14 protein-coding genes are annotated in these 12,433 nt (G+C 32.5%); 2 read left to right on the top strand and 12 right to left on the bottom strand.

Annotated elements, in window-relative coordinates:
* Positions 1-5: 5 nt before the first annotated feature.
* The 3 genes from C7N41_RS00515 to C7N41_RS00525 form a co-directional block, all read right to left on the bottom strand.
* Positions 6-467: a threonine/serine exporter family protein gene (locus tag C7N41_RS00515; RefSeq protein ID WP_105963794.1), complete on the bottom strand. Its 462-nt coding sequence runs from the start codon at positions 465-467 to the stop codon at positions 6-8.
* A 9-nt stretch (positions 468-476) separates the two neighbouring features.
* A complete protein-coding gene (locus tag C7N41_RS00520; RefSeq protein ID WP_318530549.1) occupies positions 477-1,241 on the bottom strand; it encodes a threonine/serine exporter family protein in 765 nt (254 codons plus the stop codon).
* Positions 1,242-1,339: 98 nt separating this feature from the next.
* Entirely contained in the window at positions 1,340-1,999 is a 660-nt protein-coding gene (locus C7N41_RS00525) for a metal-dependent transcriptional regulator (RefSeq protein WP_105963796.1), read from the bottom strand.
* A gap of 162 nt (positions 2,000-2,161) precedes the next feature.
* On the opposite strand from C7N41_RS00525, the gene C7N41_RS00530 reads away from it, so the two are divergent.
* Positions 2,162-2,506, top strand: coding sequence for a hypothetical protein (locus tag C7N41_RS00530; protein ID WP_105963797.1), 345 nt, complete (start codon positions 2,162-2,164; stop codon positions 2,504-2,506).
* Positions 2,507-2,551: 45 nt separating this feature from the next.
* Here the strand turns inward: C7N41_RS00530 and C7N41_RS00535 are convergent, their stop codons facing one another.
* The 5 genes from C7N41_RS00535 to C7N41_RS00555 all read right to left on the bottom strand — a co-directional run bounded on the left by C7N41_RS00535 (position 2,552) and on the right by C7N41_RS00555 (position 6,296).
* Positions 2,552-3,463: a cation diffusion facilitator family transporter gene (locus tag C7N41_RS00535; protein WP_105963798.1), complete on the bottom strand. Its 912-nt coding sequence runs from the start codon at positions 3,461-3,463 to the stop codon at positions 2,552-2,554.
* A gap of 92 nt (positions 3,464-3,555) precedes the next feature.
* Complete coding sequence (locus tag C7N41_RS00540; RefSeq protein ID WP_105963799.1) at positions 3,556-4,092, bottom strand: GNAT family N-acetyltransferase; 537 nt, start codon at positions 4,090-4,092, stop codon at positions 3,556-3,558.
* Between the two features lie 135 nt (positions 4,093-4,227).
* The gene (locus tag C7N41_RS00545; RefSeq protein ID WP_105963800.1) at positions 4,228-4,626 is read right to left on the bottom strand and encodes a hypothetical protein; all 399 of its coding nucleotides are present in this window, start codon (positions 4,624-4,626) and stop codon (positions 4,228-4,230) included.
* 12 nt (positions 4,627-4,638) lie between these two features.
* A complete protein-coding gene (locus C7N41_RS00550) occupies positions 4,639-5,403 on the bottom strand; it encodes a DUF1003 domain-containing protein (protein WP_105963801.1) in 765 nt (254 codons plus the stop codon).
* A 14-nt stretch (positions 5,404-5,417) separates the two neighbouring features.
* The gene (locus C7N41_RS00555; protein WP_318530550.1) at positions 5,418-6,296 is read right to left on the bottom strand and encodes an RluA family pseudouridine synthase; all 879 of its coding nucleotides are present in this window, start codon (positions 6,294-6,296) and stop codon (positions 5,418-5,420) included.
* Between the two features lie 89 nt (positions 6,297-6,385).
* On the opposite strand from C7N41_RS00555, the gene C7N41_RS00560 reads away from it, so the two are divergent.
* A complete protein-coding gene (locus C7N41_RS00560) occupies positions 6,386-7,021 on the top strand; it encodes a carbonic anhydrase family protein (RefSeq protein ID WP_105963802.1) in 636 nt (211 codons plus the stop codon).
* 40 nt (positions 7,022-7,061) lie between these two features.
* Here the strand turns inward: C7N41_RS00560 and C7N41_RS00565 are convergent, their stop codons facing one another.
* The 4 genes from C7N41_RS00565 to C7N41_RS00580 all read right to left on the bottom strand — a co-directional run bounded on the left by C7N41_RS00565 (position 7,062) and on the right by C7N41_RS00580 (position 12,385).
* Positions 7,062-9,590, bottom strand: a complete 2,529-nt coding sequence (locus C7N41_RS00565; RefSeq protein ID WP_404799004.1) for an ATP-binding cassette domain-containing protein — start codon at positions 9,588-9,590, stop codon at positions 7,062-7,064.
* 61 nt (positions 9,591-9,651) lie between these two features.
* On the bottom strand, positions 9,652-10,041 hold the full coding sequence (locus C7N41_RS00570) for a hypothetical protein (RefSeq protein ID WP_140936083.1): 390 nt from the start codon (positions 10,039-10,041) through the stop codon (positions 9,652-9,654).
* A 27-nt stretch (positions 10,042-10,068) separates the two neighbouring features.
* Positions 10,069-10,491 (bottom strand): hypothetical protein, encoded by a 423-nt coding sequence (locus tag C7N41_RS00575; protein WP_105963805.1) that lies wholly within the window; start codon positions 10,489-10,491, stop codon positions 10,069-10,071.
* A 499-nt stretch (positions 10,492-10,990) separates the two neighbouring features.
* Positions 10,991-12,385 (bottom strand): flavocytochrome c, encoded by a 1,395-nt coding sequence (locus C7N41_RS00580; RefSeq protein WP_105963806.1) that lies wholly within the window; start codon positions 12,383-12,385, stop codon positions 10,991-10,993.
* Positions 12,386-12,433 lie beyond the last annotated feature (48 nt).

The raw sequence follows: 12,433 nt of genomic DNA on the forward strand, positions 1-12,433 counted from the left end.
GAAAATTATTTTTCACTGCTCTTTTTGTTTGCCATATTAACACGAAAGCGAATATATAGTTGGTTTAAGAATTCAGAAAATAAGAAACCAGAAGCAATTGCTCCTGCAATAAATACAACTTGGATTAAATTGGACTTAGCTAAAATAAAGTTACCAGTTGCTAAAGATTTCATAACTTGATATGCCTGGCCTCCAGGAACAAGTGGTACTAACGCTGGAATGTTAAAAATAATAACCGGCATTTTTTTATAACGTGAAGCGAAAATACTTAAAATTCCGACTGTAAAAGTTCCAAATAAATTGGCAAAAATATATCCACTTATATATGTATTAATGTAGAAATAAACAAGCCAACCAGAAACACTTACAATTCCACTCACGTTAAGTGCTCGCTTAGGTACATTAACTAATAATCCAAAACCAATTGTTGCTAGATAAACACAAACAATATTAATAAATAGTCCCAAATAAACACCTCATCCCATGATTTTAATTGCCATCGCCACACCAAATCCTAAAGCACAAGCACTCATAATGGCTTCAACTCCACGAGAAGGTCCTGAAATTAAATTTCCAGATAAAACATCCCGAACCGCGTTGGTAATAGGAACTCCAGGAACCAATGGCATTAATCCACCTGTAATTAAATCATCGGCACTATTGGCTAAGTGCATCCTAATCATAATTATAGAAGCAAAACCAATGGTTAATGCAGATATAAATTCATTCAAAAACTTAATAGAAGTATATTTGTCGATAACATTATAGACGAGCCAACCTAAAACTCCAATAAAAGCAGCTGCCCAAAAGTCAAAGGCGTTATGTCTAAAAACAATTTCCAGGGTGCCACTGACAACTGCAGCCCCTAGTAGTTCAATCCAAAATGGATATCTAGTTACGTGTTTATCAATATGTTTTAAAGAATGATAAAACTGCCCTAAAGTAATCCAGCCAGCCTGAAACTGCCTAGAATAATCATTCACTACTGAAACTTTTTCTAAATCGAAACTACGTTTATCAATTGAAATAACTTGTGAACCCATATTAGGGCTAACTGTCATTATAATTCCTGTTAAAGTCACATAAGAACGGCTATCAGAAAAGCCAGCATTATGACAAATGCGATCGATTGTATCGTTTACTCTAACCATTTCAGAACCATTTTCAATCATGATTTTACCTGCTAATAAACAGGTTTCCACCACTAATTTGCTTTTCCTTTTTTCATTCAAAAAATTCACCTACATTTGTGTAACAATAATATTATTTCAAATTATAACATGGATTATTTTCAGATAAATAAAAAACGAGTTTTAAGTGTTATCCACTTATCCTCGTTTTATTCGTTCGAATTCTTAATAAAAATATAATGTGATGCTTTATAACTAATTACATTTTCTTGTTTATCAGTTAAATTTTGTACAGTAACTGGGCCTTCAAATGGTGAATGCTTAATGACTTTTAACTTATCACCAATATCAAGTTGAATATCACCTAAATAAGTTAATAAATCATGATTATCGATAAAACGATCAACGATTACCGTATCACCATCTTTAGCATCATTTAGTAACAAATGGCTGTCTTCTTTATAGTGACCATCCATACTAGGAATTACTCCACCATGTGGACAATGAGTAGGATGACCAAGCTTATCATACATTGCTTTTAATAAACGATCACTTGTAACATGTTCTAATACTTCAGCTTCTTTATCTAAATCAGGAAGTGGATAATTTAATTCATTAACTAAAAAGCTTTCCCAAATACGGTGTTTTCTAACTAAAACTTCAGCTAACTTAATCCCTTTTTCTGTTAAGTAGACACCGGAATAAGGTTCATGGTAAACCAAACCTTCTTCAAGCAATTTATTTACCATTTCAGTTACAGAGGCTGCAGCTATATCTAAACTGATTGCAATTCTTTTATTGGAAACTTTATCCTTAGTTCCACCTAGTTCAAATATAATTTTTAAATAGTCCTCTTTTTTTGGGGTCATTCTTATCAGCGTCTCCTAAATTAAAATCTAAATGCATTGGGTTTTAATATTTAATACTACAGCATTTAATACAATTTTACCATTTTTATTTAACTTTTTTTAATAAAAAATATATAATTGAGTTGTAGGTTACATAAGTAATAAGAAACTGGAGATGGAAATATGAGTGAAAAGTTATTCAAGTTCGATCAACTCAGCGAACAATCTCAAGAAAATAGTGTCAAAGGTTTCAGTAAATTCTTTGTCAAAATGTATCGAGATCGCAACATGGAACTAATTAGTCAAGATATTGATAATTCCTTCTTATGGGATATCGACCGCGAAGTATATCGCAATCGTTTTGAATCAATTGAACATGCTGCAGCAGATACTGTTAAATATTGCAGTAAAAATTACCGTGAACTATTAAAAGATTTAGATATTAACTTTTTAGCTAATGGTACTTCTGAAATGCCTTGGGAAGATTGGTACCAAGCAAAATACGATAAAGTACCAGCCGGATTATAAAATAAAAAGCTCAACCTCAATTTGAGGCTGAGCTTTTTTATTAATTTATTTAATATCAGTACCACTATCATAAAACAAGTCTTCTTTTTTGCCACGTTCAACTTCGGCTTGTAAAGTGACATGTTCAACATTGTATTTATCATGTAGTAATTTAGTGATTGGATCATATATTTTTTCAGCGTCACTAATCATCATGTCTTGCATATTAATATGAGCAGAAAACATAATGCTATTTTCATCAACCGACCAAATATGAACATGGTGCACACCGGTTACTCCATCAATATTTAATAAATCCTTTTGAATTGCATAGCAATCAATATGTGGAGCCCCTTGCATCAAAATCTTAATGGTCTTGCTGATAATTGGGAATGTTTCAGAGATAATGTATAGTGCCACAATAATGGTTACTAAAGGATCAATAATATTCCAACCAAATAGTCTAATTAAAATTCCACCAACAATAATACCAATTGAGGCTAAAGTATCACTTAACAAGTGTAGATATGTAGCTCTAACATTCAAATTATTTTTCGAACCATGATTCAACATAATAGTTGAAATCAAATTAGCAACTGTTGAAACCACAGCAACAATTAACATCAAATTTCCATTAATTTGTTCTGGTTTAAACAGTTTTGGAATTGCTTCAAAAATTAATACCGCCGAAATCATTAACAAGAAAATTGAATTTAAAAATGCTGAAATAATTTGCGCACGCTTATAACCGAAAGTATTAAATTTATTTTGTGGACGTTCACTAATACGATGGGCATAATAACTACCTACCACTGAAGCTGAATCCCCTAAATTATGAAAGGCATCTGATAGTAATGACAAACTACCTGATAAAATTCCACCTAGAAATTCAACTAACGTAATTAATGAATTTAAAACGGTCACAAATAAAAAGCGACTACCAGTCATCTGGTTTTGTTCTTCATCATGTGAATGCATTTAAATTCCCTCCTATCTATACATTAATTATACAATAAATACATATAACAAAAAAAGGTCGCTTTTCTAAAAGAAAGCGACCTTTTGGTATTTTAAACTAATAATGGTTGTTTAATTAAACGTTCGTAAGCAAAATTTCTAATTTCGGTGTTGGCAGTTGCAGAAATTGGAACTACCTTACCTGTTTCTACAAAGCCAGCTTTTTTAATGACATGTTGCATCCCTAAATTACCAGGATTAGTGTCCACGCGAATACTATTAATGCCATTTACATTTTTTACGACGTCATAAATGGCTTCAAATAATTTTTGTGATAAGCCACGACCATGGTGATGACTTGAAACAGCCACCCGATGAATTGATACGTAGGGGCCATTTGATAACCATTTACCATCTAAATGTTCATAACTGTTATCTTTACCGGGAATGACGGCAGCAGTACCTAAAATTTCTCCGTCTTCTTCTAGTACAACAGTCCATTGGTTAAGAATATCATTCATTAATGAATCAGCATTAGGATAACCATCTTGCCATTGATTAACACCCTGTTTAGCCAATAGTTCCTTTCCTTCGAAAACAATTTGTTTGATTGCTGCAAAATCTTCGATGTGTGCTCTTCTCATTAACATGATCAAGCCCCCCTTTATCAATTTAATTATTTAAAACTCGATTTAAAGATAATATCACCATTTTAAATAAATGCAAAGGATTTTATACTTTTTTATAAATAAAAAAACATCCCATTAAAATGGAATGTTAATTCATTAATCTTCAAGCATGCGCCAGTTACCTTCAGCTGCTTTAGAAATTTGATTGATAAAATGAAGCACTGAACTAGCACGCTTTGTGTCATGTTCATTTAACTTATTTAATCCTTTACCTGATGACATGGGTTGACCCAATGAAAAATCATTTTCTTGTAAATGACCTTCCGCAAAAGCAATTACCGTTTCACCTGATTCAATCTTAGTAATAATAAAGAACATTGAAAAGTCATCGTTTTCCTTCATGTAAGCAGGCATTGCCCAAATATCTTCTGCAATTTGTTGCATTTCTTCATTCATGAAACGATAGTACTTGTGATTAGCTTCAGTCACAGGAGTATTTAATACAAACATCATTTTACTAAAAGCTGGAGTTCCCATTTTGATATTGTCTTCCATTATCTTTCACCTCTAATTTTGTTTTTGTTGCTTTAATTGTGCTTTTAATTTTATATTTTCATTTCTTAAGTTAGTTAGTTCAGACCGTACTTCCCCTAAAATTTGTAGTTGTAATTTTTCAATTTCTAAATCATGGGGCATTTGATTTTGAGTTAAATGATCTAACTTCGCATGCAAAATACGTAATTCATGTTCTGATTTTAAATTAACGTGGAAATCATTTTCGGCATCTAAACGATCACGTTGGGCTGAACGATTTTGACTCATCATAATGATTGGCGCTTGAATCGCTGAAAAACAACTTAAAAATAGATTCAATAGTATATATGGATAAGGATCAAAATGAATCCCAAAAATAGCTAAACCATTTATAAGCATCCATGTTAACAGAATTGCTATAAAAATGAAAATAAAAGTCCAACTACCACCAAATTTGGCCACTGCATCTGATACTTTTTGACCAAAAGTAGTGCTTTGACTAAGCGATACGTTCACATCGGTGATTTCATAATTATCATCTTTTAACGCTTTAGTTAATTTACGATTAATTTTTTGGCTTTGTCTTAAATCTGAATTGATTAATGAATCCACACGATTCATACGATATTCTAATAAGTGATTAGCACAAATGAAACTACTCATTTTAGCTTTAGGATAATCTTGCTTAATTGCATTCGAAATGGGTTGGGCTAACTCTTTTAAAATTACCCCTTCATCTCTTAGATATGTTTTCCCATCAGCTAAACATTTTACTTGTTCTTGTGAATCTTTATTCATTTTTCCATCCTCCACTATAAAATTGCTTGCATATCGGCTGGTAAATCTAATTTAAATTCACGGTCGACATTGGATAAATCATCATGGAATTTTAAATAATAAGCATGTAGTGCTTGGCGTTTGATCCCTCTATCTAAAGGTCCATTATATAATTGATCACCTAATAGTGGATGCCCCAATGCAGTCATGTGTACTCTAATTTGATGCGTTCTACCAGTATGTAGTTTAATTTTTACCATGGTGTTATTAGAACTACTGGTTTCAACCCAATATTCAGTCACTGAATTTTTACCATCAGCAATTACTTCCCGACGAAAATTATCGCCTACTCTGCCAATTGGTTGATCAATGATTGCATGTGATTTCGCTAATTTACCATCAACAATTGCATAATAGTATTTTTCAATTTGATGTTTAGCTACTTGTTGGTTCGCCAAACTATTGGCTAATCGATTTTTAGCAACTAAAACTAATCCGGAAGTAAAACGATCTAAACGCGTGATTAAATGGGGCTTTAAATCATGACTACCTTTTTTTCTTAAATAGCCTTTAATACGATTGACTAATGTATCTTCTCGATTTGAAGGCCCCGGAACACTAGTTAATCCTGCTGGTTTGTTCACCACTAACCAATTATCATCTTCATAAATAATGTCAATTGGTTGTTCACTAAAGGCAACCTCGTCATCACTTTGTTCATCAGGAAAAATGACCGTTAATTCATCCCCTGGTTTTACTTGAGCATCAAATTTAGTATGATCATGATTTAATAAGATATCACCATCATGTTTTAAGTCATTATACATACGATGACTAACACCTTTTTTTACTAAAAATTGCTTGATTCCATATTCAATTTTATCATTATTTGCCCAAGTAAATTTCAAAGTCACGTTCCTCCAGTTTATTTTATATGTATGTTATATTAACATATTAATTAGAGAGACTGCTAAATTTCATAATTATAGAAAGAAGACATAGAATGTTAAATTATAATAATCAAGGAAATTTTCCGAATGGTTTTGGCAAAATGCAATCACCAATTGATTTATCAATTGATGAACAAAATCAATATAAAGAATTCTTACCAATCAGTGTAGATGAATTCTATCAACTAAATAATGAAATTGATGATGGGACCACAATTAGATTAACTGGAATGGGTAATGCTACTGTATTCAACCGTGAATTTAACTTTAAACAAATTCATTTTCATACCCCTGCTGAACACACCGTTAATGGTGAAGCAGCTCCTTTTGAAATTCATTTAGTACATCAAAATGCGATTGGTCAAACTGTGGTTGTTGCATTATTGGTACAAATTGGTAATGCTGATGCATCACTTCAAGAAATTATTAATAACTTTGTCCCTAATGAAGAAACTGATGTCTCAATTAATCTAACAGAATGGATTCCAAACTTAGCTAATGGTTTTCATTATGCAGGATCATTAACTACCCCACCATTAACTGAAAATGTTGAGTGGATTGTTATTACTAATAGTCCAATGACAGTTAGTCAAAACCAAGTTGATTGGTTTGTTAAACAGTTTGGTAATAATAATCGTCAGTGCCAAGCAATTAATAATCGAAAAATTGAATATTATGAAAACAAATAAAAAGACATCCCTAATTTTCATAAATTTAGGGATGCTTTTTTTATAGATTAAACTTTTTAAAATGCTTAGCTAAATATTGTAATGTTAGGCTATCAGGATTTTTAATTAATGCATTGGGTTTGCCTGAAGCCATAATTTTACCACCAAAGTTACCACCTTTAGGTCCTAAATCGATCATATAATCAGCATTGGTCATTAAATCTAAATCATGCGTAATCAGAATAATGGTTGCACCTTTTTGTTTTAATTGATTAACCACACCAATTAAGGTTTGCACATCAGTTGGATGTAAGCCTACTGATGGTTCATCAAAAACGAACATCGTCGCACTTTGATTATTGCTTAAATGTTTAACTAATTTTAAACGTTGCGCTTCGCCCCCAGATAAACTAGGTGTACTTTCTCCTAGATGTAAATAATTCAAACCAATTTCATCAAGAATTTTCAATTGGCTTTCAATCGATGGGACATTTTTGAAAATTGGTAACGCATCTTTCACTGATAATTTTAATAAATCAACAATACTATAATCATGCCATTTAATTTCCTGGATAGTAGGATTAAAACGATTGCCATGACAAGTAGGACAAACTTCCTCAATATCTGGCAAATATTGCACATCCAAATGAATATTGCCTAGACCGCCACAAGTAGGACAAGCTCCCTGCTTGTTGTTATAGGAAAATGCTCCAATGCCATAATGTTTATCTTTAGCAGCTGGTAGTTTAGCAAACATATGTCTTAAGTGATCCATGATCGTAGTGTAAGTAGCTAAAGTGGAACGTTCATTTTTACCAACTGGCTTAGCATCCACACTTATAATATGTTGGATCCCTGTTGTTAAATTAGCTACCTGTTTAGGTAATTTTCCACGCTGATATTCATGAATAGCTGGAACTAAACTATTCAAGATTAAACTGGTCTTACCAGCACCTGAAAACCCAGTTACTGCAGTGATTTGACCACTAGGAATAGTGGCTTGCACATTATGCAAATTATAATAATCATTGATTCGAATATTAGTATCTGCACAATCAGCATTAGCTGGAACTTTGGCATGCATAATATCAGCTTTACCATCAATGAAGGGGCCAATTAATGATTGTTGATTATGAGTTAATTGTTTAGGTGTTCCTTGCGCAATCACATTGCCACCTTCATCACCAGAACCAGGTCCAATTTCAATGACCCAATCAGCAGCACTAATAATATTCACTTCATGGTCAACTACTACTAATGAATTACCTTGAGCAATTAAAGCATGAAAAATATGAATCAAACCTTTAATATTATCGGGATGCAAGCCTACCGAAGGCTCATCTAATACATACAAAACTCCCGTTGTTTCTGTTCGCAAAGTTTTAGCCAATTGAATTCTTTGTAATTCACCAGTTGATAAGGTGTTACCACTTCTCGATAACGTTAAATAATCTAAGCCTAGTTCTAATAAAGGATTTAAATTATCGTCTAAACTTTCAAACAAGATATCAGCCATATGTTGCATATTATCTGGTAATGACTGCTTAGTTGATTTTTCAAAAGCTGCTAATTCTCCTAATGTTAAATCAGAAACTTCAGCAATGTTTTTACCAGCAACTAGTTGATTTAATAAATCTGGATTCAAACGTGATCCGTGGCAAACTGGACAGGTTGAAAAGTGGAAAAATTTACTAATGCGGTTCACCGCACGTGAACTTTTAGCATTTTTCATTGAATCATATACTGATGCATAAGCATTTTCATACAAAGCATTATCTGAATGAAATACTCGTCCAGTAGACGTATGAAAATCAACTGGATATTGTTTCTTTTCACCATGTAAAACAATTTGCTTTTCTTTAGCAGTTAAATCTTTATATGGAACATTAGTACGTACCCCTAAGGATTGAGCAATTGATGACATAAAATTACGCCCTGGTAAATGCCAAGGTGCAATCGCACCTTCATCAATCGATTCATTTTCATCCTCAATGATAGTATCTGGATCTAACGCACTAACTTTCCCCGTTCCATCACATTTAGGACAAGCACCTCCAGCATTGAATGCAAAATCTTCAGCGGATTTAGCACTAAATTCAATTCCACAAGTAGGACATTTAATCAAACCCATCCCACTTTTACCATCATTAGGTAAATCCATTGCTTGAGCAATTTTTAAACTAGGTGCAACTCGATGTCCATTCGGACATACTGGTGACCCTAGGCGTGAAAAAATCAAACGAATAATATTAAAAATTTCACTCATTGAACCAACTGTTGAGCGTTCAGAAGGAACATTGGGACGTTGCTTTAAAGCAATTGCTGATGGAATATGACGGACTTCACGAACGTTAGTATGTGCAGTTTGTCCAATCCGACGTCTAGTATATGTAGATAATGCTTCTAAATATCTTCTGGAACCTTCTGCATATAATATCCCCATTGCAAGCGAACTTTTCCCTGAACCAGATGGTCCAGAAATGGCAACAAATTGATTCAATGGAATATCAACATTTATATTTTTTAAATTATGCACATTGCCTCCCCGAACTTCAATTTGGGTAGGTAAAATATTTTGCTTGGTCATCATAGATTTTCCTTTCGTAACCTTATGCTAAAAAAGTGCCGATTAAATATCAGCACTTTGTTAATTACTTATTATCAATTTGATCTAATAAATCATGAAGTTGTTGAATATCTTCCTTGGATAATTCACGATGATCTTTTAAGATTTCATAAATTTGTTGACCAGAATCAATAATATCTTCTAATCGAGAATCCAAATTGTTAAACAAGACATTCGTTAACATTGCACGTAAATGTTCAACGCCATCCTTATCACCTCGAATGGCTCTTTCAGTCATTTTCTTAATAACAATTTTAACATTACGACGTTTTAATTTCTTTTCTTTATGACTATTATAATATGGTAAAAGAAGTGCCACAATAACTGATAGAGATTCAGCTATAGCGGCAACCCATTCAGCTAATTCTCCACTATGCATATGTAATTCATCTCCTAAAAATATTGTAGCAGACAAAAAGCATTGTCCAAAGAACAATGCTTTTTAAAATTTTCTTAACTTAGATACAGAAGATAAATTCCAGAAAGAAAAGAATGAGGTAACGATGGGTAACACTAGAATTCCCATAAGAATTATTGGAATATATGTATCGATACTAATCATTAATAATATTCCATAAATACCAGGAATAATGTTAACAATCATTTCCCAATATGCACCCTTTAATCGATAACCATTATTTTTACCTTGCTTAAATAATAGATAGTGAATTAAAAAACCTATTAATCCAACTAGAAAAACTAAATTTCTAATTAATATGACTGACATTGGAATTGGGGCATCCATAAAAGCAAATAATACAAAATAACTTACTGGAAGAAACAATGCCATCACTAATCCATATAAAACATCCCAGATTTCACATATAATTCTTAGTGCGTTCATTTTAGCTTGAATATAAAACACCCTTTCAATAACATAACTAATATATTATTATCTCATATTTAATTTCTAAATAAAAATAAGCATGATAAAATCAATATAAAATGAAAATTGGAGGAAACAATATATCTATAAAATTAAAATTTTTACATCCTTTGCTAATATTATAATGCCAATTATCACACTGATTGGCATTCCAGCCTTTATATTTGTGGGATTAGCAGATAATAATATCTTTCAAACATTATTGTTTATATTTATAACTTTAGTAAGCATTACATTAACTACTAACATCATTAATGTATTCACACCTAAATATAAAGTTAAAAATATAAGTATTAATTTAATGGGAATATTAGGAATTACTCTAATGATTATTTCTTTATTTACAGCATTATTTAGCAGTAACATCCGAATAATCATATTATTAATATCTTGGGTATTATTATTCTCATCTGGATGGGTATTACTATTTCAAACAAATAAAAAGTCCTAAGCTATTAATTAGCTTAGGACTTTTTGATTACTTCTCATCAATATATTTAAATACTTGTTGTCCTGCTTGGCGACCAAAAATCACGGTTTCAGCAATTGAATTACCACCAATGCGATTATCACCATGTAAGCCTCCAGCAACTTCACCCCCAGCAAATAAACCTTTGACTGGTTGATTATCTGCATTTAAAACTTGAGTTTTAGCATTTACTTTAATTCCGCCCATTGTGTAATGAACCGCTGGAGCAATGTGAATTGCAAAATAAGGTCCTGCACTGATGTCACGATCCATCCCAGTGGTACGATTAAAGTCATCATCATGTTGAGTTCTAACTGCTTGGTTCCATTTATCTAATGTAGTATTTAACTCTTCAGGATTTATTTTAATATTTTTAGCTAAATCACTAAGTGAATCCCCATGAATAACTAAACCAATTGAATCATAAAAATTGATGGCACCAACATGATCACGAATCCCCTGATTTAAAATCAAATAGGCTGATTTTTCAGGTAATTGATTAATCGCATCGGTTACATTTTTACGAGTATCTAATTCATTCACGAAACGATGACCATTCTGATCCACTAAAATGGCACCTTCCCCACGAACAGCTTCTCCAATTAAGAAAGCATGATCATTATCTTGTTGAACAGTAGGATGCACTTGAATTTTATCCATATCAACTAGACCAGCTCCTGCATCAGTGGCTAATTTTAAGCCATCACCGGTTGCCCCAGGTTGATTAGTAGTTCGATAATGAGTTAAATCACTACGATATTTACCAATAATTTCTTTACTAGCACCAAAACCACCAGTCGCTAACATAACTGCTTTTGCATGAATTGATTGTTCATTACCATCTGATAATTTCACATTCACGCCGGTAACCTTATTATCTTCTTTTAAAATTTTATCTACATCAACGTTATTAAAAACTGGAATTTGGTCTTTTTCAACAATTTTCAGAAAGTTAGTAACTAAGAATGCTCCAATAGGGGCTCCCGAGCTAGGACGATGCGTCCGTTTAGTATGCATACCACCAGTAATGGTCAAATCATCCAAATCAATTCCATGATCAGCTAACCAATCCACTGATAATGCAGAATGACTGGTAAAGTAATCAAGCATTTCAGGATTATTTTGTTGATCGCCACCGATAAAAGTATCGTTATAGAAAGCTTTAAAACTATCAATAATATGATGTTTTAATTGTGTTTCGGTCTCAGCAGCGTTCATCCCAGAAGATGCACGAGTTGAATTACCACCTAATTTATCCATTTTTTCTAAAATCACTGGTTTTAAACCTAATTCATGAGCTTGAATCGCACTAACTAAACCAGTTGAACCAGAACCAACAATTACTACATCATAATTAGCTTTTAATTGATCGATGGCAGTTGGTTGAAATACATACTTCCCCATTGTTCACACTCCTTAAGATTTAATTAATACATTTATTTTATTACAAAA

The sequence above is a fragment of the Apilactobacillus micheneri genome, assembly GCF_002993975.1.
In the GTDB taxonomy this organism is placed as follows: domain Bacteria; phylum Bacillota; class Bacilli; order Lactobacillales; family Lactobacillaceae; genus Apilactobacillus; species Apilactobacillus micheneri.